The following is a 22,888-nucleotide window of genomic DNA, read 5'->3' as shown; positions in this document are numbered from 1 at the left end:
CCTTTACTTATGTCTCACATAATAAATTTTCGGCTTCGTTCCAAGTTCAGGCTTTAATGGTTCGAGTCGACGTTCAATGATCGTTTTACTAATCTTACTGTTTACATCGTTTAAATCTCCAAAAATACGAGCATCGCGAGGGCATGCTTTCACACACGCTGGGTCCTTCCCTGCCTGTACAAACCCATCACAGAAATTACATTTTTCAGGTGTACCGAATTTTTCACTCCAAATTCTTGCGTTATAAGGACAAGCAGTGATACACCCTTTACAGCCAATACACTTCTTAGCATTCATAACCATGATACCTTGATCATTTAAATATGTTGCTCCAGTTGGACAAATTCTAGCACATGGAGCATTCTCACAATGATTGCATTGCGTAGTAATATTCTCTACAACGATATTAGGATACATTCCTCGTTCGTATTCCTTATAGAGCTTAATAAAATACTCACCTTCTGGCAGCTCATGTCTAGTAGCACAAGCTTCCTGACATAGACCACAGCCAATACATTTCGTATTATCAATGATCATACCAAATTTAACTTTTACGGTATTTCCATTAGAAGCTGTTACTAAACTAGTAAGTGATAATAAACCACTTGTAAGTAATGCTGCCCCAGAACATAAGGTTGCAGTCTTCTTTAAAAAAGCGCGACGTGAAACCTTTGTTTTCATCGTTTTCCCTCCTTTTAATTTTTCTTATAACAACAAAACTTTTATTCTAATAGGGTACTAAACATGATTAGTACCCTATTGTGTTAATCAATATTAAGAGCTACTGATTCCAAGGTTCAGCCCCAACAGATACTCTTTGACCTTTCTCTCTATATAGATCTTTTTCCCATGGCCAAATTGGTAGCCAATCCTCTTTTAGTGAAGCATCACCATCAACCTTTAGTGCCCAAATATATTGATCTGGGGACAACCCAAAGCTTCTGCCTTCCTCGTCAACATTAAAGATGTGCTGTTTGTTTGGCACACGGCCACCTTCATTTTTCCAGTTTCCGAATCCGTAACTATCCCAACCAGTTCTACCATCTAGAGCTTTCATCATTTCTTCAGACTCTAGCCCGTGACAGGTTAGACAATTAGCTATAGGTGTATCACCAAAAGTTCGTAAGTTATCTGGGTTATTTCCTACATTATGAGCATCATGACAATCAAAACAAGTCATAGAACCGTGGATCGTTTCTCCACCTTTAATATGATCTTGCAGGCGAATGTCCATGTCTTGTTGGTGGTCACGGCGACCTTTTCCATCAATAGAAACTTGACGATTACCCTCACCCCATGCTGGCCGCGTATATTGAATAATATTCAAATAGTCATTAAAATCATGAACACCTAACTGAAATCCACGGAAATCATTTGAACCATTTCCATACATAAGATTTGTTTGGTTTCGTGTATGACATTGTTCACAGACAAGTTTACGCGTATCAACATCACCATCCATTGTTACTGGGTTAATGATTGTACCTTCACGTAACGGATAATATACGTGCTCTAAACCTGGGCCGTGACAGGATTCGCAACTTACACGTGTATCTACAGTAAAAGTTTCTCTTAAATCCTCACGTTCCCCGTTAATATATTCCTCTTTTGCTTCTTCCCAAGCATCTGGATCGAATCCAGTAGTATGACAAGCGATGCACTGTTCTTGCCATGAACGCCATGTTCCGTATGTTTTAATTTCTTGTTTCGGAGTTAATTCTAGAAATAAGAAATTATATCCAGCCCGTTCTTTATTACCTTCAAACTGAACCTTTTCGGACTTATCCAAATTCCAACTAATTCCACCATCTTCAGTAGTTGCTAAGTAAGCTTCTTGCGGTGATCCATCGTAATAAACCATATATCGTTGCTTTCTTACACTACCTACTACATAATCAACTTCAGATAATTCATATTTCTTTGTGCTTAAATAAATGGTATTGCTGTCTTTTTGGTCAAGAATTAAATATGAATCCATTTGTTCCCACTGATCAAAAACCCAATCCCAAACATACTCGTAAGACCCAAGATTTGGCCCTTCCGTCGTTTTAGCAGTGTGCCAAGAAGTTTCCCATTTTTCGTATTTTTCTTCATGACAATCCATGCATCTTTCAGGACCTACAAACTTATCATAATAAGAACCATTTGTTATAAGGTCTACTACTTCTGCAGTTGGTTCTGTAGGAAATGTTGGCTTTACTGGTTGCCCTCCAACAGATGTATTGGTTTGACACCCTACAGCGAATACCACTAAAATTAATAAAACGATTGATAAAACCAATAACCGTATATTTTTCATATTTTCCCCTCCCTTTAGTAAATAAAATGATTGAAAATTATTGACCTACTGTTTTTCTTAGTAAGTCCTTGTTCATATTTTCACATATTATTACACAATCTGTTATCAGTGAAAGCCACCTTTTTACTTAGTCTAATCCCTGAATGATTTCAGAAAAATCACTACTTACCCCCTATAACAATCAGGGATTTCCCTGATAGACAAATAACCTGAACGTTTTAAAAATAAATAATGTGCTTGAATTAATCTTTTTCCAGTTCAAAAAATGAGTAAAGTCAGGGGAAAATCCCCTGACTTTACTCATTTATAGAAATTAGACCTTGCGCTACTGCATAGCGAACAAGTTCTGATCGTTTCTTTAAATTTAATTTTTCCGATATCCTGGCTTTATGTGTTTCAACAGTTTTGACACTAACATATAATTGATCAGCAATTTCTTGATACGTAAAACCTAAAGCAACGTACTTTAGTACTTGTTTTTCTCTCTTACTTAAAGGAGATTTCTTTGAATGATCTTCTTGCCTCTCCCCAAAAAAACCCTTTAATAGAAAGCTTGATAAGGTAGGATAAATGTAAGTTTCTCCTTGAAGTACAGTTCTTACAGCAGAAATCAATTCTGTATCAACCGCTTTTTTCAGTACATAGCCAGAAGCACCGGCCTTTAAAGCTTTCTTAAAATAATCCTCTTCAGAATACATCGTTAACATTAATATTTTCACTTTAGGGTGTGATAATTTAATTTGTTTTGTTGCTTCAATTCCCCCAATTCCAGGCATTGAAATATCCATCAGTATCAAATCCGGATTCCAAACGAAGACCTTTTCTACAGCTTCTTCACCACTTGAAACAGTACCTATTATCTCCCACTCGTTTATCTTTGACAGTAATAGCTGTATCCCAGATAATAAAACCCCATGATCATCAACTAGCATTATTTTCGGCTTCGCCACCCGTTTCATCTCCAATCATGATATCTTTCATGTATATTGTAGTTCCTATACCAGTGTTCGATTCAATCACTAGTTTTCCACCTATTGACTCTATTCTTTCCTGCATTCCTTTGAGTCCTAAATGATTCTTTGTTAATTTACCATTTAAGGTTTTATTTACGTCAAATCCTTCCCCATCATCTTCAATGATAACTGAAACTACTCCATTTATATGCTTTAAAATAATACTAATATTATCAGCATTTGCATGTCGGGCTGCATTTGTTAACGCTTCTTGAATAACACGATATATCGTAACCTCATATATAGAAGAAAGTCGCACATGTTTAAATCCAATTACTTGAATGTCAACATCAATTGTGAATTTTTTCATATATTCAATGACGTACTTTTTAATCGCTGGCATTAATCCTAAGTCATCAAGAACACTCGGCCTTAATGACCATGAAAGATAATGAACTTCATCGAGTGTACGTTGGGAAACCTCTTTAAGGTCAATAATCTCTTGTTGCATCGAAGGTGGTATATCATACTCCTCCAAAAGAGTTAATCCAACTATAATAGAAGTTATCGATTGACTCGTTTCATCATGTAATTCACGAGCAATCCGTTTTCTTTCTTCCTCTTGAGCAGTAATTACACGATCCAAAAGCTTTAATCGTAGTTCTTCTTTATATTTTATTTCCTTCCAAAGTTCAGCATTTTCAGCAATGACAGTAAGCTGCCTAGCAAAAGAGGTCAAAAACTTTACTGTTGTATCATCTGGATCATTTTCAAAACAGCATAAAATTTGACCAATTTTCTTCCCTTTTGTTTTAAAAGGAATGAAGAAATGCTTAGAATCTAAGACTACTTTTCCTTCAAAACTAGTACAATTTGTACACCATTTACTACCTTTATACGTAGAAAGACTTTCCCCACCAAGTAAGATGTCAATGAAACAACTGTTTAATCCAAGCTCCTCAATTAAACGTTCTGCTGTACTCTCTAGAAGTTTTTCAAAATGAGCAATATCCGTCGAACCAACAGCAAGTTGGTGTAGTAAGGAAAGTTCATTATTTCTCATTTTTAATACTTTTGTAAAACGATTATTTTCTTCTTTTTTATCATTTAAACGTTCGATCATTGTATTAATTTCTTTAGCAAGCATCCCTATTTCATCTTTACATTCTATATCTACTTTACAATCCAAATTTCCTTTTCCTACTTGTTGTGTTGTATGCATTAGTTGTGTTAAATCTCGATACATATATTTCGTTAATATGAATGCAATAACAAAGCCAAGCCCTCCAATAATAATTGTAGTCATAACAAGCATAAATGTAATTTCGTCAATGGTATTGTAAATTTGTTTTTCATTTAATCCTACTCTTACAAACCCAGCATCGCCAGAAAAAATAGGAGCAATCACATCGTGAATTTTTCCCGTTTCTGATTCAAATACAACTAACTGCGTATTTGTACTATCACCATTTGTATCTATCATATTTACATTTAAGAGTTCGTCTGACACTTCAAAATTAGATCCAAAAGTATGGATGATCATCTCAAAATTTTGATCGACAATAAAAATATATTCGATGTCTGGATTATTGCTCAATGTATCTTGTAATAAAGTATGAAAACTATAAATATCTCTTAAAATTATATGGTCAATACTTCTGGAACTAACATCACTAGCTATAGAAATAGCTCGGCGATCAAGGTCTTCACTAAGTTTCACAACCAAAATTTCCCTAAGTATGATTGTACTTGTCAATCCCATTAATAAAACTAACCCAATCGTAATACCAAGAATTTTTGTTTTTACACTTTTATTTTTTAAACTAGTAATAATAAATTGTACTGTTTTCTTCATTTTAAGTTCTCAATTTCTTCGAGGATTTGAGTAATCGGCTCATATAATTCTTTTTCAGGTAAATCAAAATAATCAAAGCTTAATTTATTTAAAGCAACTTTCCCTTTTTCATTTAGGTGCATGTTTAGTACAACATCAGTTAACTGTTTTATAAATTCATCATCGATATTGGGATTAACCACGATTGGTGATTGGCCAACATATTCACCTTCGCCAATAATAATTATATTATCAACGATTGGGTTATTTCCGCTCTTTAACTTTTCAAATATTGAACTATGTGTTGCTCCTGCGTCTACCAAACCATTTGATACTGCAATTATGGTATTATCATGACTATATGTGAAATAAGTGTTTGAAAAGTATTTATTAAAATCATTCTTACCTTTCATAATGTCGTATTTTGTTACAAGATATCCGGAATATGACAAGGGGTCGGAAAAAGCAAAGCTTTTATTATAAAGGTCCTCGAGGGAGTTTATTTCACTATTTTTTTGAGTAATGATATAGGAAGTAAACTTTTTTTCACCATTTATTACTGGCATGGCAATCTTTTTTAAAATCTCATCTCGACTACCAATAACAGCTAAATAAGAACAAACAATACCTGCATCAATTTCATTCCTTTCAAAAAGTTCTTTCATCTCTGAGTACGTTTGCGTTTGTATGATTTCAATTGGTCGTCCTAACTGTTCCTCTAAGTATTTCTTAAAATTATAGTATAAGCGATGCGTTTCTCTGATAGACATAATAGATACCACACCAAACCTTATTGGCTCTTCTTCGAGACTACCTACACTTACAGATTTATCTGAAAGTGGTGTATTAGTTAATTGGACAAACGTTTTGTTTTCACTCATTGAGCAAGAGGTCATTAAAATGACGATAATAATTTTAAAAAGTGAGAAAAATACTACTCTTAGTGTTTTCATTATTTCCCTCCTTGTCTAATAGGACAGAATTTTGTTAAAACAAGATAAGCGCAAGCGCCTTGGTCACGAGTTGCTCCTGTGCCACTCCGTTTGCTCTTTATAAAGCTGGATAAGCTGATCAACGAAGGATTCAAAGCATTTAATTGAAGTCAGTTGCTTGACTGAAGTGACCGAGCTCGTAGGCTGCTTGCGCTAGACAGTTTCCAAGTAAGAAATTTTATGCTTTCTACCTTGCAAAAAATAACTAATTAACGCACTAATTTTAGTATAGTAAAAAATAGTTTTTAGTGGTGGAAGTAAATTCAACAGTTTGATGAAAAAAGGTGCCCTGATATACTAATTCAGGGCACCTTTTTTTATTTATATCAAATTATTTTTTCTTGTTGCAATTTCTTCTTTAATGTTAAATACAAACGTTTCAAGTCCGACTGCTTCTGATTTTTGTTCACCATATTTGCGAACATTAACTGCATTCTCTTCAATTTCTTTGTCACCTAATACTAGAATGTAAGGTGTTTTCTTCATTTGTGCTTCGCGCATTTTATATCCCATTTTTTCATTACGTGTATCGATATGAACACGAACACCAACATCTTGGAGTTTTGCTTTCACTTCTTTTGCATAATCAAGATGAACTTCATTTACTGGGATGATTTCCACTTGAACCGGTGCTAACCATGTAGGGAATGCACCAGCAAAATGCTCGACTAAGATACCGAAGAAACGATCGATTGATCCATAAATAGCACGGTGAATAACGACTGGATGAACCTTTTGATTATTTTCATCTACATAAGTTAAATCAAACTTTTCAGGCATTTGGAAGTCGACCTGGATAGTTGCACATTGATGACTACGCTTAAGAGCATCTTTAATATGGAAGTCAATTTTTGGACCGTAAAAAGCTCCATCTCCCTCATTTAATTGGTATGGTAATTGAAGATCTTCTAATACATTACGAAGAGCATTTTCTGCCTGCTCCCATAATTTATCGTCACCCATTGAATTTTCAGGTCGAGTTGATAATTCAACAGAATATTCAAAACCAAACGTTTTGTAAATTTTATCAACTAACCCAAACACTTCTTTAATTTCTGACTCAATTTGCTGTGGTGTAACGAAAATGTGTGCATCATCTTGACAGAACGTACGAACACGGATCATACCATTTAGTGCTCCACTTAATTCATGACGATGTACTTGACCAAATTCAGCCATACGAATTGGTAAGTCACGATATGAATGAAGTTCATTTTTGAAAATTAGCATATGCCCCGGACAGTTCATAGGCTTCATTGCAAACTTTGTATTATCTACTTCTGAAAAATACATATTTTCATGGTAATGTTCCCAGTGACCAGATTGCTCCCAAAGACGTTGGTTCATCATGAAAGGTGTACGTACTTCATCATATCCAGCTTTTCTTTGTAATTCACGAGAAAAATCTTCTAACTCAGTTCGAACTATTTGTCCTTTAGGTAAATAAAACGGCATGCCAGGTGCTTCCTCTGAAAACATGAATAACTCTAATTCTTTTCCTAACTTACGATGGTCACGCTTCTGAGCTTCTTCAATGAAATGTAAGTACTCATCAAGTTCTGCTTGTTTAGGAAATGCTGTTCCATAAATCCTTTGAAGCATTTGGTTATCACTATTCCCACGCCAGTATGCCCCTGCAATACTCATTAATTTAAATGCTTTAATTTTTCCTGTTGAAGGTAAATGTGGACCACGACAAAGATCAAAAAATTCACCTTGTTCGTAAATAGATATTTCTTCTCCTTCAGGAAGTTCTCGAATTAACTCTAACTTTAAATGATCATTAATTTCTTCGTAAGTACTTAAGGCTGTTTCACGAGTGACAACGTTGCGCTCAATTTTCAAGTTCTCATTAATTATCTTTTTCATTTCTTTTTCGATTACTACTAAGTCTTCTGGTTTCAATACATGCTCCATATCAATATCGTAGTAGAAACCATTTTCAATTACTGGACCAATTCCTAATTTAATATCTGGATATAGGCGTTTTAATGCTTGAGCCATTAAATGAGCTGTACTATGGCGATATACTTCTAAACCTGCCTTAGAATCAAGAGTAACAATCTCAACTACTACATCCTCTGTAATTGGTAATAGTAAATCAACGACTTTATCATTAATTTTGCCTGCAACTGCTTTTTTCTTTAAACCTGGACTTATAGAAGCCGCAATATCTTCCGTTGTAACTCCTTTATCATATTCACGTACTGCTCCATCAGGGAAAGTTACTTTTATTTGTTCCATTTTGAACACTCCTTATTTAGATCTTAAAGAAAATTTTGGTAAAACAACAAAAAACACCCATCCCAACTAAAGGGACGAGTGTTGACTCGTGGTTCCACCCTCATTCTCGCAAATCAAGTTCAAAAATCAGGTAACTACGGACGTCGAATCTCTTTGTCAGCTTGCTAGTCTGCTACTCACCGCATTTTTTACGGTTCGTTGCTCATAGCTTCGCTTCCTTGACCTTCTTGTCTCTCGTTTTCCAATTTTTTCACCTAATGAAAAAGCGACTCATGAGAAAATAACGGTTGTAGCCGTCAGTAGATACTATTAATTCCCTACTGAAGTTCAGAGGTGGTAAGTGTTATTTTCGTGTTAGGAAGCTCTCAGCTACTACTCCCCTCTCTTTGAACCGTAAAATAATACTCATGTCCTCATCAAAACTGTTGTTGGATATAATTATCATATGTACGTATTATATGAATTTCTAAATAGAAAATCAAGTCCAATTGATTATTCCAACAACTAAAACTTCATTTTATGGCTATTTTTCCAAAAAAAATCTTTGTTATAAAGTTTCACTCGTTCTTGAAAGATATTTTGAATTGATTGCACAACCCCATTATTAACTTCATCACAATAGAGGTGAAGTTCCTTAGGAGCTATACTTACAAGCGGACTAATTACGATCTCTTGAATAGGGATCCCTTTTTCAAAAATTATTTCTCGATCTAAATACTGTTCAAGTTTTTCTTCAGATATTTGTTGAAAAAATTCATCAAAGAAAGTGTAACTCTCATCCAACAGAAGATGTACAGAATATAATTTAGGTGTACGCTTTTTTAAATAATACCTGAAACTTTCAATTAGGTTTTGATATTCTTGTTCTAGTTGATACTCATCAATTGACATTTCAACACAGTCTATGAGCCTATCTAAATAACTCTTTAATCGAAACGTTAAAAACGATTCATAATCAAACTGACAATTCCTCGTTAAAAAGGCCCTAAATGCATCATAAATTATGTTCTCACAAGTAAATAATTTTGTGACATTAGGAAGCTCTAACCGTTCTCCTGAAAGAATAGATTTAGCCATAGCTAATATTTGTGTTTGTTCCTCAGAGTCTTCAAAGTAAAAAACATTTTTTATAATATCTAACAGCCAAATTTCTTCTTTTGTTTCTATAACATGCTTTTTCAGTGCCTCAATTAATACTGGCTTTATTGTCTCTTGAAAATCAAACGATTCATCTACCTTAATAATCAAGCGATCACTAGCTAATGAAAGTTCGACAACTCCATTTCTGATAAAAGCATGGAGTCCAGCCTTAAAATATTTAAATAGCTTATAACGATCGAGCTTATTTTGTAAATATATCTCTATCAATGAAAGCCCCTCCCACAACAATTAGACGAAAACACTCCACCTAGTGTTCATTTTATCTTTACATGTATATGGGAGCTTATCCTAAAAAATGATTAAATGTTTTCAGAAAATCAATGCTTTCTAGCAAGAAAAGCGCAAGCGCCTTGGTCACGAACGATAGGCACTAGAAGGCCTTTGACAGAAGCCGCTCTTTGGCTTCCGAAAAGGCCTGAAGTGACCGAGCTCGTAGGCGCTGAAGCTAGACAGTTTCCAAATTAGAAATTTATAAATTCTGATTATGCAAGAAAAGCGCAAGCGCCTTGGTCACGAGCGATAGGCAGTTTCTAAGTTAGAAATTTATAAATTCTGGTTATATAAAGATAAAGGAGAAGTAGAAAAATAATCTACTTCTCCTCTCAAAAGTTAGTTTTGCATGATAAAATCTTTATCTGAGTTTTCTTCTTCTTTAAATAATCGAATTATTTCATACTTTGTATTACGTTGAGCTGGCACTTTTCCAGCTTCACGAATTAATCTTAAAATCAAATTAGTATTTACTTTATGAGTAGCACCTGCTGCCGATACTACATTCTCTTCCATCATTGTGCTACCGAAATCGTTACACCCATAGGATAAAGATTTCTTACCAATTTCTGGACCCATTGTAACCCATGAAGACTGGAAGTTAGAAATGTTATCGAGGAACAATCTTGATATTGCTAAGTTTTTCAAATACTCTTCTGGTGTTATCTTATCAGCTTTAAGGTTTGTATTATCCGGCTGGAACGTCCATGGAATAAAAGCTAAAAAACAGTTTGTCTCGTCTTGTGCATCACGAATACGTTGAAGATGTAACGCACGCTCATGGTATGATTCCCCAAAACCAATAACCATTGTAGCAGTACCATGCATACCAACTGTTTTTACCATCTTCATGCATTCAATCCATTTTTCCCAAGAACCTTTTTTCTTACTAATTTTTTGCCTAGTCCGATCATCTAGTATTTCCGCTCCACCGCCAGGAACTGAATCAAGACCTGCCTCTTTAAGCTGTAGCAATACTTCTTTTAAACTAAATCCTGAAACTTCAACCATTTTCCAAATTTCTGCTGGAGAAAATGAATGCATCGTAATTGTTGGAAAACGTTCTTTTATACCTTTTAATAAGTTAGTATAGTAGCTAAATGAAAGATCTGGATGTGTTCCACCTTGCATCAAAATCTCAGTTCCATTAACATCTAGCGTTTCTTGAATTTTATCAAAAATAACATCATCTTCTAATACATAGCCATCTTCATGTCCTGGCGGCCGATAAAAAGCACAAAAACGACAGTACGTATCACAGTAATTCGTATAGTTTATATTTCTACCAATAACAAATGTAGTTACTGGATCTGGATGAAACTTTTTCATCACTTCATTAGCAGCCGCTCCGATTTTCTCTACTTCATTACTTTCATATAAATAAATAGCATCTTCAATCGTTAATCGTTTACCATTAATTGCACGATCTAGAATATGATCTATAGTCATCAAAAAACCCCCAAATCTACGTAGATAAGTCCTAGAAAACGAAGGTTACACAAGTTTAAACCTTCGTAATTTTAATCTATTAACACTATATTAATAATTATAACTTTGAATATCGTAACATATTTTATTATAATCTAGAATCTAAAACTGAGAATTAGTTTAAAAGAATAGTTTATACACTAATTACCCCTTCTATTGATTCCTTCTACAGAAATCGGTTCAGCAAAATGCCGGATTCGTTCCATAATTCGCTTCGCTTTCAATTGTTCTATTCCACCTTTTTGAGAATACGATAGGTGTTCTTCAAGTTCTTCATAATCATAATTTGACGTGTATAGAGTCGGAAGTTTTTCTAGCATTCTATGTTGTAAAATAACACCTAAAATGTCATCTCTTACCCAACTTGACATTGTCTCAGCACCAAGATCGTCTAATATCAAAATAGGAGTACTTTTCACAATTTCTAATTTTTCATTATAAGACCCGTCATGAATACCACTTTTTAGCTCTCGGAAAAAATCAGGTGTATATACTAACATTGACGAAATATTTCTTTCTGCTAATTCATTTGCAATAGCTCCCATTATGAACGTTTTCCCGACACCGAATTTCCCATGTAGATACAGTCCTTTTCCATTTTCACCTGGATTTGTTGTTGTTGCAAATTCAACAGCTTTTGCAATTGCCACAAGTCTTGAACGATTATCTTGGTCAAGTTGATCAAAGGTAGCAGATAGTATTTCTTTAGGTACATATAAACTTTTAATTAGGGTTTGCTGACGTTTTCGTTCATCTGCACTTTTCTTTTTATCACAGACGTTATAACGAATCAATATTTGCCCACGTTCAGTATACAATTGTGGCTGATAGCCTCCCATCATATTAGAACATTCTTGCAAACTTGAACAATTTGTACAATTTTTACGCTCGTTACGAAACTCAAAAAGGCGAGATACATTACGGTCTAATTCATGTTCTGAGAGGGTAGGATTAGATTGGATAAAGTCCAAAATTAATTTATCAGATAGAACTTCATCTTTTAAACGTTGAAATCTATCTAAAATGTTAGTAGAGTTTTTCATTTTATGGAGCGTTTGCTGAATTGATTCCATTAGCTATCCCCCCTATTTCTTTGTAATTTTAATTGTTTAAACTTTGTCTCAAGTTCCTCTTTCATCTTAGAGATATCACCGTCTTCAACTAAGTTTTTCTCTTTTTTCTCTTCGATTAACCATTTAGGAAGTCGGTCTTTTTTAACATAGCGGTTATTGTTTTGGCGCTTTGTAGTTTGTTTTTCTTTCGTAACAGCTACCTCATTTTCGCCTTTTTCCAATTTTTCACGATTTATATATTCTTCTTTTGCCAAATCCATCGCTTCTTTTACTGTTTTTATATTTTTTCTAGCCCATTGCCCAGCAATTTTTTCAACATAAGATTTTATTAATTTCATGTTGTTAATCTCAAGTATATAATCTATGAGGACATTAACAACACCAGGCAGAAGCTTGTAATCTAGTATTAATGCTTCAACAATTTTCATATCTGTTAAAGGTACTCTCGCTCCATCAGTAGACTTACTTTCTAAAAGCGTTAATGGTGATACTGTTTCGTAATGTAAAATCATTTCTTCTTCTTCTGAGGTAGGAGCTTTTCCTGCCATTATCCTAAACTTTTCTGGATGGACTCGTAAACCTAGTGCTGGTGGCTCGCTTTCATGCGTAAACCGATACCAATTTTTCACCTTTACTCTTAACTCATCAAGATCAACAGTATCATTCTGTGTTAATGAATCCTGTACAATCTTACTCATTTCTAAAGGGTCAATTCTATACACAAAGGCTAAACGAACAATTGTATACTTTACTTTATTAGTTAATAATTTTGTTGGATTAATTAAATTCGATAAATGGGCTAATAATAACGAAAAGTCAAAAGCTTCTTCTAAAATAGTATAAGAACTTTCTCCTTTGTCATTAGTGATAATTTCTTTTTCTTCTACCAGTGTTAGTGAAGCTGCTAATTCACCTTGCTGAGATGAGATTTCAGAATGGTGTAATGATGTGAAAACATCACTAAATGAATGAGTAACTTCTTCAAAAACCTCATGATTTATTTTATCTAATGTAAATCGTTCCCTCAATTGAAGGTAGCGATGCTTCCCAACTCTATTATATAAATAAACACTAAGAACATCGTCTTTAAAAAATTCTAAAGGACTAAACGGCTTTTGCAATTCGTACAAATAAGTAATATCATCATCTTGCTTTTTCTTATAAACATTTAAAAGTCCAATTGCTTCTAACTTTTTTCTTTCCTCATAAATTTTATCTAAAGGAATTCCTAGCATTGTCATCAACGTCTTATGAGTCGTCTCTGTAGAAGTGTATTGATCATTTTCAAGTTCACTTAATAATGCAAAGTATATACTGTGAGCAACTGCTCCAATTAGCGGTTGATATAAGAGTGTAATAATTTTTTTATCTGCTTCATTAATGAAGCAGTTCATACGAACGACATATCGATCAACGGGTAATAAATGCATCCAATGTAACGTCATTCTCTAATCACCTGTATCTATAAATTTACTTATCTATTTTAACACTTTTTCTCTTAAACTTTAGATAAAAACGATTAATTTTTAAAGCCATTTCGGGAAAAAATGTACAAATCCTTCTAAAAAAGCCAATGAAACATGCAGTTACATAATAAATAATCTTTCATAAAAAAAAAGAGCTTAGATTATTATATCTTAAGCTCGCATTTATTTTTTTTCTGCCTTTTGTAGAAGATCTTTTAATTCATCGATAAAAACGTTAATATCTTTGAACTGGCGATAAACAGATGCAAAACGAACGTAGGCTACATCATCAATTTTGGCTAAGTATTCCATGACAATTTCACCAACATCTTCACTTTTCACTTCAGCTGAACCAGCACTTCTTAGCGCCTTCTCTACCTTACCGACAATATCTTCTAGTGTTTGTAAAGGAACAGGCCTTTTCTCACAGGCCCTAATAAGCCCACGTAGAATTTTTTCTTTACTAAACTCTTCCCTGTTACCATCTTTCTTAACAACTATTAGCGGTGTTTCTTCAACAGTTTCAAAGGTTGTAAAACGAAAATTACAGATTTCACATTCGCGCCTTCTTCTAATAGAACGCCCTTCATGACTTGGCCGTGAATCTAAAACCCGTGTTCCGTTATGATTACAGGTTGGACATCGCATACCTATCATCTCCAAAATTAGTTAAACGCAAAAAATCTCTTATGCGCCGTTTATTTTGTTCGTAATAATTGAAACAAGCTCATCGTCCAATTTTTCAATTAAATAAAATAAAATCATTGTTTTCGTAGGAGCAATTAAATTTATAGGAACTTGAACAATAAACTTAGCTTTCGTAATAATAAATCTTGTCCTTTAATCTTATATAAAAATGACAAGAAGTACAAGAAGAAGTTTAATGTGTAGAAGAACATCTAAACTTGCAGCTATTTCATAAGTTGATCACCTAAACCAGAACCAACATATTCTAATTGTTGATCAACTTTTTGATAAAGTGATTTAATTACTGTTGCACTATATCCAAAGTCCATAGGAAGAACAGTCTCAGTAGTAACTGCAAAATCAATGGCCGTTCTGTTCGGTGCTACCATAACAACTGTAGCAATGACGAATATTCTTTTCTTTCCAATACCATCAACAATAATCTCTCCACGGTCAACAGAACTTGACTTTACTTTAAAATTAGAATTTTGATGGAATATATTAAGTAATTCGTTAAAAGATTTATCTTTCATTGTCTTGTAGTATCTTGTTTGTAGTTCTTTATCTACATGTTTTTCCTTTGTCTCCGTGTGAGCAGAGATATACTTATTAATTTTATCTTTAATTCCCATATCCTCACCTCAATTAATTATGTATAGTTAAATTATAATTGAAAATATAGTAAATTGCTATTTAAGACTAAAAAAAGAGGTGTAAAATACACCGCTTAGCTTTTAATCAGTAATGACAAACTTTAAAAAGTTTTTCTGATCGTGTTTATTAAATGACAATCCTAAATAATTAATTAAGAGGTAGTTTCTGTATTCCTACAGTATACTACCTCTTAAATACACTTAATCGACAGAGATCTCAGACTAATAAAGTGATTTATTGATCACCATTTATAGAACATAATCGTATTAAGTTGATCTTTTCCGTTCACCGTTATATATTCGAGCTCTAGGGATAGGTCTCATCGAACTCTAAAATCCCATTCCACTTAGGTATTATCGTGAGAACAGAGTGCTTATGAGCGGGGTAAGCAATTCCACTTAATCAAAATAGTTACTAATTGTTCTTTTGTATCGCTTAGTAATCCATGATTGTGAATGACTTCGTCAGCCCACTTAATCTTTTCTTTTAATGGAAATTGAGCTTTCAGTCTGACTTCTACTTCCTCATCAGAAAACTGATCTCTATTTTGCAACCTCTTCCTTTGTAGGTCCTCATCAATATACACAAGAATAATTTTATCTACCAAATTAGTTAATTTACTTTCAAATAATAACGGAATATCAAGTACAATTGTTTTATATCCTTTTTCTTTTAGTTCCCCTACCCTGTTTTCCATTCGATTTCTTATCACCGGATGCAAAATCTCATTTAAAGCTGACCGTTTTTCCTCGTCATTAAAAACAATAGCACCAAGTTTTTTTCTATCTAAAGTACCATCACTGTTTGTAACCTCTATTCCGAAATTGTTCACAACCTTTTCATAAGCCTCTTCTCCAATTTGGACTACTTCTCTTGCTACAATATCAGCGTCAATAACTGGTATTCCCTCATCTTTTAGCATTTTAGACACTGTACTTTTACCACTGGCAATCCCACCAGTTAAACCAATAATCATGACAACTTCTCCTTGTTACAATTCACAATTTCCATATTCCTAATATAATTAATAATAAACCTGGAACAAATGAAAATTTTTGAATAATTTTTGAATCTGAAAAAATATAGCCGCTTTTCATTCCAAAAGTTACACATAAAGCACTCATAAAAGCTACACTAAGTGCCATAATTATCGGAGAGAAGCCTATTAAGGCAGCTCCTATACCAGCACCAAAGGCGTCTAAGGACAGTGCAATCCCTAACATAAATGCTTCTCTTCCTGTTATTGTTCCTGAATTATCAAAATCGGCAACCATTGGTTTTCTTAAGATTTTGATAACTACTCCTAATAATTTAATTTCAAAATTTAAGATTACGTGATCATCTTTATTTTTTTCATCTCTTTTAGCTGGACGATAAATTTGATAAAGTGCCCATGCACCTATAATGATTAAAATTAACCCACCAATACTTTCTGCCACGCTAGCAGATAGATATTTTTGAATCCAATTTCCTATTGTCATTGCAATAAGAATTGAAATGGCTGAACATGAAGCAATAAAAAGTAAAGATTTAAAAGGAAGCTTCATTTTTCTTAAACCATATGTTAATCCTACACCAAAGCTATCAAGACTTACGGCCAATGCTAATAAAAGTAAGGAAAGAATTTCTACCATATTTAAAAGCTCCTTCCAACCACTGATACGATAGTATATGGTTAGAGCCCATCCAACGTACTTACTTTTTTAATTTTCAATAATGATGATTTCATGAAACTGACAACTCCCACAAAAAAGCAGTTGGGCTTTCTCGTTCGGAAAATCTATATTACTATTCGTTTCTTTGTTCAATGTTATTTTTTCTGACATTTAGGACAAAAATGTGTACCTCTACCACCAACGACTGTTTTTTCAATCTCAGTACCACACCTTTTGCAAGGTTCACCTTTTCTCCCGTAAACAAAAAGCGTTTGTTGAAACATTCCCATTTCACCTTGACCGTTTACATAAGACTTTACAGAACTCCCCCCCATATTGATCGCTTCTTGTAATGTAGCTTTAATTTCTTGGTAGAGCTTTTTCAATTCTTTTTGGGTTAATTCCTTACCAATTCGTTCAGGGTATATTCCTGAACGAAACAAAGCTTCGTCCACATAAATATTCCCTAAACCAACTAGTTTTGTTTGGTCTAAAAGGGTTACCTTGACCTTTCTATTTGTCCCTTCGAATAGTTCTTTTAACTTCTTTGGAGTAAAAAGGTTATCAAAAGGTTCAATCCCTAATTGGACAAGTGGTAATTGAAATTCTTCCTCACCTTTTAGAAACAAATGCATCGTTCCAAATTTTCTAACGTCTTGGTAGCGTAGTTCAGTTCCATCAGTAAATGAAAAAATAACATGGGTATGTTTAGTTATTGGTTCTCCCACTTTGTACAGTCCATATCGCCCTTCCATACGCAGGTGGGAAACAACAACATAATCATTAAAGATGAGTTTTAAAAACTTTGCTCTTCTTTCTACATTAATAATGGTTTGACCTATTAAAAGATGCCGAAACTGCGTTACATCATCTGGACGTTTAATAATTTTTCCCCAATGTACTGTAATATCTTTAATTGTTTTACCGATAACCAATTTTTGTAATGTCCTCTTTACCGTTTCCACTTCAGGTAATTCTGGCATACAATCACCTCTCTAAAGATACTCTAAACAATATTATTCTTTCCAACCTTAATGAAAGATAAAAAACACTATTTAACGTTAAGTAGTGTCCTATAGCTTTTAGGAACTATTCTACTACGAGCGTGTCCACTCGACATTAGATGATCGTCGTAAAGATAACAATTATAATGTACTGATTGTGCTGTTCATGACTGTATAAGGGCAACACAACCAGTCAATAACATTAATTAAGCTTATTTAGCATCGTACCACGAATCACCAAATGCATAATCGACCTTTAGTGGTACTTTAAGCTCAATTGCCCCTTCCATCACTTCAGGAACTATTTCTTTTAGTTTTTCCAATTCTTCTTTAGGAGCCTCAAAAATTAATTCATCGTGAACTTGTAATAATAACTTAGCTTCCATACCTTCGTTCTCAATTCTTTCAGTTATATCAACCATAGCTTTTTTAATAATGTCAGCAGCAGTTCCTTGAATTGGAGTATTCATTGCTGTTCTTTCAGCAAAACTACGCAAATTAAAATTTCGACTAGTAATTTCAGGTAAAAAACGACGTCGGTGTAGTAACGTTGTCACATAACCGTTTTCCCTTGCTTCTTGTACGATGTTTTCCATATAGTCTTTTACTCCTGGAAAGCTATCTAAATAGCGCTCGATGAAATTACCGGCTTCTTTACGAGTAATACCTAAACTCTGAGATAAACCGTAATCACTAATACCATAAACAATACCAAAGTTAACTGCCTTCGCGCTTCGTCTCATCAGATCAGTTACTTCTGTTTGATTAACATGGAAAACGTCCATTGCTGTTTTGGTATGAATATCTAGACCTTTATTAAAGGCTTCGATTAAATTACTATCATTGGCAATATGGGCTAATACACGTAACTCAATTTGAGAATAATCAGCAGCATACATAATCCAGTTCGGTTTCGATGGTACAAATGCTTTTCGGATTTTCCGCCCTTCTTCCAATCGAATTGGGATATTTTGCAAATTAGGCTCAGTAGAACTTAAACGACCTGTTTGTGTTAATGCCTGATTAAACATCGTATGAATTTTATGAGAATCTTTGTGTACTACTTTTAGTAAACCTTCTATATAAGTAGAATTAAGTTTTCCCAATTGTCGGTAGTGAAGGATACTTGGAATTATTTCATGTTTATCTGCCAACTTTTCTAACACATCTGCAGAAGTCGACGCTCCAGTTTTTGTTTTTTTGATCACAGGTAAATTTAACTTTTCAAACAATACCTCACCTAATTGTTTAGGTGAATTAATATTAAACTGTAAGCCTGCTAATGCGTGAATTTCCTGTTCAAGTTTCTTTAACTGTGTATTTAAATCTTCACCCATATTTTTTAATTGTTCTACGTCAACTTTTACCCCATCCATCTCCATTTTCCCTAAGATAATTGAGAGCGGCATTTCTAATTCATAATAAAGCTCTTTCTGTTGGTTTTTGGTTAATTCTTCTACTATTTCTTGTCTTAATGTGTATACTGTATTGGCTTTATTAACGAGGTGTTCAGCTAAAACTTCGACACTTGGAACCGATCGCTTTGCCCCTTTTCCATAAATCGTTTCATCATTAGCCACAATACGTTTTCCTTTTCTATTAGCAATATCAGCGACTTCATGAGATGAGGCAGATGGATCAATGATATAAGATGCTAGGAAAAGATCAAAGTTAATTCCTTCTAGGATTACCCCTTTCCACCCTAATGCTACAACTGCTTTTTTTGCATCAAATATTGCCTTCTTAGCATCTTTATCTTTTGCCCATGTTTTAAAGACATCACTTGATAAGGCCAATTCCGTCGGAATAAAATAACGTCCATGTTCATTTACAATTGCAATACCGTGTATGTCAGCTTGATGATAATTTTCATCTAAGACTTCAATAACGATAGCTGAATCCGTTCCAAGGATTTCAGCATTTATTTCTTCTACAATAGTAAATTCTAGTTTTTCTATAGTTTCTTCATTTTCAACTTCATCAGTACTAAAACGCTGTAATAAAGATTGAAATTCCAGATCTTTAAATAATGAAACGACTTTCTTTTCTTCATACTCCCTAAAAGTGAGATCCTCAAGAGAAAGATCAACAGGTGCCTCACAAAAAATAGTTGCTAACTCTTTACTCATTAAAGCTTGTTGTCTATTTTCTACCAACTTTTCTTTTAATTTTTTTCCTGAAATTGACTCAATAGACTCAAGAACTTTCTCTACCGAACCAAATTCTTTTAATAACTTAATGGCAGTTTTTTCGCCAACTCCCGGTACACCAGGAATATTATCTGAAGGATCTCCCATTAATCCTTTCATATCTATAATTTGTTTAGGTGTAAGACCATATTTTTCATTCACAACAGCTTCGTCATATGTATCAACATTGGATATTCCTTTTCTCGTCAAAGCAACAGTTACTTTTGGCGAAACAAGTTGTAGTAAGTCTTTATCGCCTGAAAAAACTTTTACTTCCCATTCCTTTTCAGAAGCTTTTTTAGCAAGTGTTCCAATAATATCATCTGCTTCATAATTTTCTTTTTCGTAACGCTTAATTTGGAATGCGTCTAATAATTCACGAATTAATGGAAACTGTTCCGAAAGTTCAGGGGGAGTCTTTTGTCTACCACCCTTATATTCCTGAAACGTTTCATGTCTGAATGTTGTTTTTCCAGCATCAAAAGCAACCACTAAATGAGTAGGTTTTTCCTCTTCAATAATTTTTAATAACATGGTTGTGAAGCCATATACAGCATTTGTGTATACACCTTTATCATTATTCAAAAGGGGTAGAGCAAAAAACGCTCGATAAGCAATACTATTTCCATCAATCATCACTAATTTGTTTTTCAAGAAACACACCTCAATATAATCTTTTTATACTTTGTAGTATTTTACCATGATTAACGATCATTCAAAAATAATAGCCAAGCATTTGCTTGGCTAAGTTTAACGCTAATATACTCTATTTATCATTTTAAAGCTAGCCGGAGAAAGGACTTGAGTTATTGAGTATAACCCATTAATATACGTGCGTATGGTGCATCGGCAGGAAGTACAATAACAGTTTGATCATCAATTGTATGTTCATAACTTTGTAGTGTTCGATATAAGTTATAGAACTCAATATCCTTGCTAAACGCGTCATTATAAAGTTGGGCAGCCCCAGCTTCCCCTTCACCGATAATTTCATTTGCATCAGCATTAGCTTTAGCTACGATTTCTTTTACTTCACGATCTGTGTTCGCACGAATACGGTTTGCCTCAGCATCCCCTTGTGATAAATAATCTTGTGCAATTGAGTTTCGTTCAGATATCATACGACGATATACAGCTTGTTCGTTTTCCTCAGGTAAATCTGTACGTTTCATTCTTACATCAGTTACTGAAATACCGTAATTATCTCGTAATAACAATTCATTAACACGATTTAGTACCCTGTCATTAAAGCTTCCACGAGATGACTTCTCATCATTAATAATTTCGTCATAATTTAGCTGACCAAGTTCAGCTCGAATTACAGAGTAAATAAAGTTCATCATAATCGCTTCAGCACGGTCAATTGTTTGAGCGTTTGCGATCATTAGCTGTGGGTTGTCAATTCTCCAAATAGCGTAATTATCTACTAAGATACGCTTTTTATCACGTGTATTAATTTCCGTTGGGTCAACATCCAAAACCATTTGCTTTTTTGTTAATGTTGAAACAGATTGTATAAAAGGAATTTTTACATTTAAACCCGGTTCATCAATAACTTTTACTACTTCACCAAATTGTCTAACAACTTTAAACTCACCTTGTTCAACAATAAACAAATTATTAGAAATAAATGTAATTAATCCTATTAAAACAACCAAAACAATACCAAACTTTGAATATTTCTTCCATTCGTCTGATGGTTTACGCTCACTTAAATCAATTATTTTTTCACTCATTAGTTTCCACTCCCTTCACTTGCTGTTGTAGCAGTGGATGGATTACGCTCTAGTGATCTAATAGGTAAATATTTTACCGTATCACTACTTTCATCCATAATGTAAATTTCTGTGCTTGGCAAAACTCTCTCTAAGGTCTCAATGACAAGTCGACTTCTCGTGACCTCTGGACTAATTAAATACTCATTATAAAGTGCTTCAAACCTTGCTACATCACCACGAGCACGTTCAAGCCTTTCTGTTCTAGTACCTTCTGCCCTAGAGATGATTGCGTCTTGTTCACCTTTTGCTTCATTTATTTTTTGGTTTCTGTATTTATTCGCTTCATTGATTTTAGTCAAGCGTTCTTCACGAGCATCTGTAACTTCCATAAATGCACTACGAACCTCATCATTTGGAAGTTCAACATCTTGTAATTTTACGTCCATAACTGAAATACCAATATCGTAATCCTCAATTAACGCTACTAAATAATCCCAAACTTGAGCTTCAATTTCAGGACGTTGATCTGTTAGTGCATCATCAATTCTTGAACTACCTATAATCCCACGTAGTGACGCAGATGTTGCACTAAACAATATTTGCTCAGGGTCATTTGAATTAAATAAAAACTTTTCTGGGTTTGTAATACGCCACTGTACAACTAAATCAGCAAGGAGAATGTTTTCGTCCCCTGTAATCATTTTCGCTTCGTCACGATATTCAATAACTTCTCCATCTCTTTCATCATAACCTACAGTAGTTGTGAATGTTCCTCTAGATAAAATTTCAACGCGTTGAATTGGCCATGGTAATTTAAATTTTAGACCTGGCTCTGTAATATGGTCATCTACTTTACCGAATGTAATAAGTGCTGCCTGTTCTGATTCGTCGACTATGTACCAACCTGTTACTAAAAACAAGGCTAGTATAGCTATTCCAACTAAGGAAAAGAAGCCAACTATTATTTGCTTCATAGTTACCATTAATTTGCCCCCTCTTAAGTTTGTATTTTCTATCATTTTATTAATTATACTTACGATTATACTATAATAAAAGTTTCGTAACTTACCAATTTATTACCTAAATTTTTTTCTACAAAAATTGAGAATAAAAAAAGGTGGAAAGCTAAGGGGGCTTTCACACCTAACAAAGGGGCTGTTAAACAATTTTGTCACTATGCATCAATAGCTAAAATTGCTTA

18 protein-coding genes and 1 other annotated feature are annotated in these 22,888 nt (G+C 34.0%); all 18 genes read right to left on the bottom strand.

The genetic code is table 11. The features are described from left to right. Positions 1-3: 3 nt before the first annotated feature. Positions 4-681 carry a 4Fe-4S dicluster domain-containing protein gene (locus tag BKP45_RS17675; RefSeq protein ID WP_084787870.1) on the bottom strand — a complete coding sequence of 226 codons (678 nt, stop codon included), beginning with the start codon at positions 679-681 and terminating at the stop codon, positions 4-6. A gap of 100 nt (positions 682-781) precedes the next feature. Further along, positions 782-2,299 (bottom strand): multiheme c-type cytochrome, encoded by a 1,518-nt coding sequence (locus tag BKP45_RS17670; RefSeq protein ID WP_071389905.1) that lies wholly within the window; start codon positions 2,297-2,299, stop codon positions 782-784. A 296-nt stretch (positions 2,300-2,595) separates the two neighbouring features. After that, complete coding sequence (locus BKP45_RS17665) at positions 2,596-3,249, bottom strand: response regulator (RefSeq protein WP_245747456.1); 654 nt, start codon at positions 3,247-3,249, stop codon at positions 2,596-2,598. After that, complete coding sequence (locus tag BKP45_RS17660) at positions 3,221-5,107, bottom strand: histidine kinase (RefSeq protein WP_071389903.1); 1,887 nt, start codon at positions 5,105-5,107, stop codon at positions 3,221-3,223. Before BKP45_RS17660 ends, BKP45_RS17665 begins: the two co-directional genes overlap by 29 nt. Further along, positions 5,104-6,039, bottom strand: a complete 936-nt coding sequence (locus BKP45_RS17655) for a substrate-binding domain-containing protein (protein ID WP_071389902.1) — start codon at positions 6,037-6,039, stop codon at positions 5,104-5,106. The genes BKP45_RS17660 and BKP45_RS17655 overlap by 4 nt, the downstream gene beginning before the upstream one ends. Before the next feature lie 360 nt (positions 6,040-6,399). After that, the gene (gene thrS / locus BKP45_RS17650) at positions 6,400-8,322 is read right to left on the bottom strand and encodes a threonine--tRNA ligase (protein ID WP_071389901.1); all 1,923 of its coding nucleotides are present in this window, start codon (positions 8,320-8,322) and stop codon (positions 6,400-6,402) included. 67 nt (positions 8,323-8,389) lie between these two features. Further along, positions 8,390-8,751: a binding site (T-box leader), on the bottom strand. Positions 8,752-8,826: 75 nt separating this feature from the next. Then, positions 8,827-9,690: a putative sporulation protein YtxC gene (gene ytxC / locus BKP45_RS17645; protein WP_071389900.1), complete on the bottom strand. Its 864-nt coding sequence runs from the start codon at positions 9,688-9,690 to the stop codon at positions 8,827-8,829. A gap of 402 nt (positions 9,691-10,092) precedes the next feature. Further along, positions 10,093-11,202, bottom strand: a complete 1,110-nt coding sequence (gene mqnC / locus BKP45_RS17640; RefSeq protein ID WP_071389899.1) for a cyclic dehypoxanthinyl futalosine synthase — start codon at positions 11,200-11,202, stop codon at positions 10,093-10,095. Positions 11,203-11,381: 179 nt separating this feature from the next. Continuing rightward, positions 11,382-12,314: a primosomal protein DnaI gene (gene dnaI / locus BKP45_RS17635; RefSeq protein ID WP_071389898.1), complete on the bottom strand. Its 933-nt coding sequence runs from the start codon at positions 12,312-12,314 to the stop codon at positions 11,382-11,384. Further along, positions 12,314-13,759 carry a replication initiation and membrane attachment family protein gene (locus BKP45_RS17630; protein WP_071389897.1) on the bottom strand — a complete coding sequence of 482 codons (1,446 nt, stop codon included), beginning with the start codon at positions 13,757-13,759 and terminating at the stop codon, positions 12,314-12,316. Before BKP45_RS17630 ends, dnaI begins: the two co-directional genes overlap by 1 nt. 204 nt (positions 13,760-13,963) lie before the next feature. Further along, positions 13,964-14,428, bottom strand: coding sequence for a transcriptional regulator NrdR (nrdR, locus tag BKP45_RS17625; protein ID WP_071389896.1), 465 nt, complete (start codon positions 14,426-14,428; stop codon positions 13,964-13,966). A gap of 263 nt (positions 14,429-14,691) precedes the next feature. Then, positions 14,692-15,099 (bottom strand): hypothetical protein, encoded by a 408-nt coding sequence (locus tag BKP45_RS17620; protein ID WP_071389895.1) that lies wholly within the window; start codon positions 15,097-15,099, stop codon positions 14,692-14,694. Between the two features lie 395 nt (positions 15,100-15,494). After that, positions 15,495-16,097: a dephospho-CoA kinase gene (gene coaE, locus BKP45_RS17615; RefSeq protein ID WP_071389894.1), complete on the bottom strand. Its 603-nt coding sequence runs from the start codon at positions 16,095-16,097 to the stop codon at positions 15,495-15,497. A gap of 22 nt (positions 16,098-16,119) precedes the next feature. Beyond that, the gene (ytaF, locus tag BKP45_RS17610) at positions 16,120-16,755 is read right to left on the bottom strand and encodes a sporulation membrane protein YtaF (RefSeq protein ID WP_071389893.1); all 636 of its coding nucleotides are present in this window, start codon (positions 16,753-16,755) and stop codon (positions 16,120-16,122) included. A 176-nt stretch (positions 16,756-16,931) separates the two neighbouring features. Continuing rightward, complete coding sequence (gene mutM, locus BKP45_RS17605) at positions 16,932-17,759, bottom strand: DNA-formamidopyrimidine glycosylase (RefSeq protein ID WP_071389892.1); 828 nt, start codon at positions 17,757-17,759, stop codon at positions 16,932-16,934. 233 nt (positions 17,760-17,992) lie between these two features. Next, positions 17,993-20,605 (bottom strand): DNA polymerase I, encoded by a 2,613-nt coding sequence (polA, locus tag BKP45_RS17600; protein WP_071390154.1) that lies wholly within the window; start codon positions 20,603-20,605, stop codon positions 17,993-17,995. 170 nt (positions 20,606-20,775) lie between these two features. After that, positions 20,776-21,705: a protease modulator HflC gene (gene hflC / locus BKP45_RS17595; RefSeq protein ID WP_071310067.1), complete on the bottom strand. Its 930-nt coding sequence runs from the start codon at positions 21,703-21,705 to the stop codon at positions 20,776-20,778. Beyond that, the gene (gene hflK, locus BKP45_RS17590) at positions 21,705-22,670 is read right to left on the bottom strand and encodes an FtsH protease activity modulator HflK (protein WP_071389891.1); all 966 of its coding nucleotides are present in this window, start codon (positions 22,668-22,670) and stop codon (positions 21,705-21,707) included. Before hflK ends, hflC begins: the two co-directional genes overlap by 1 nt. Positions 22,671-22,888: the final 218 nt, after the last annotated feature.

The organism is Anaerobacillus alkalidiazotrophicus (assembly GCF_001866055.1).
The sequence above is the reverse complement of the archived record's forward strand: the minus strand, read 5'-3'. Positions and strand labels throughout refer to the sequence as shown.

Bases quoted from the DNA above. Each gene is read 5' to 3' on its own strand.
- BKP45_RS17630 (WP_071389897.1), bottom strand. From the start codon at position 13,759: ATGACGTTACATTGGATGCATTTATTACCCGTTGATCGATATGTCGTT.
- BKP45_RS17670 (WP_071389905.1), bottom strand. From the start codon at position 2,299: ATGAAAAATATACGGTTATTGGTTTTATCAATCGTTTTATTAATTTTA.
- mqnC (WP_071389899.1), bottom strand. From the start codon at position 11,202: ATGACTATAGATCATATTCTAGATCGTGCAATTAATGGTAAACGATTA.
- dnaI (WP_071389898.1), bottom strand. From the start codon at position 12,314: ATGGAATCAATTCAGCAAACGCTCCATAAAATGAAAAACTCTACTAAC.
- coaE (WP_071389894.1), bottom strand. From the start codon at position 16,097: ATGATTATTGGTTTAACTGGTGGGATTGCCAGTGGTAAAAGTACAGTG.
- BKP45_RS17675 (WP_084787870.1), bottom strand. From the start codon at position 681: ATGAAAACAAAGGTTTCACGTCGCGCTTTTTTAAAGAAGACTGCAACC.
- hflK (WP_071389891.1), bottom strand. From the start codon at position 22,670: ATGGTAACTATGAAGCAAATAATAGTTGGCTTCTTTTCCTTAGTTGGA.
- BKP45_RS17660 (WP_071389903.1), bottom strand. From the start codon at position 5,107: ATGAAGAAAACAGTACAATTTATTATTACTAGTTTAAAAAATAAAAGT.
- thrS (WP_071389901.1), bottom strand. From the start codon at position 8,322: ATGGAACAAATAAAAGTAACTTTCCCTGATGGAGCAGTACGTGAATAT.
- nrdR (WP_071389896.1), bottom strand. From the start codon at position 14,428: ATGCGATGTCCAACCTGTAATCATAACGGAACACGGGTTTTAGATTCA.
- BKP45_RS17655 (WP_071389902.1), bottom strand. From the start codon at position 6,039: ATGAAAACACTAAGAGTAGTATTTTTCTCACTTTTTAAAATTATTATC.
- BKP45_RS17620 (WP_071389895.1), bottom strand. From the start codon at position 15,099: ATGGGAATTAAAGATAAAATTAATAAGTATATCTCTGCTCACACGGAG.
- ytaF (WP_071389893.1), bottom strand. From the start codon at position 16,755: ATGGTAGAAATTCTTTCCTTACTTTTATTAGCATTGGCCGTAAGTCTT.
- polA (WP_071390154.1), bottom strand. From the start codon at position 20,605: ATGATTGATGGAAATAGTATTGCTTATCGAGCGTTTTTTGCTCTACCC.
- mutM (WP_071389892.1), bottom strand. From the start codon at position 17,759: ATGCCAGAATTACCTGAAGTGGAAACGGTAAAGAGGACATTACAAAAA.
- hflC (WP_071310067.1), bottom strand. From the start codon at position 21,705: ATGAGTGAAAAAATAATTGATTTAAGTGAGCGTAAACCATCAGACGAA.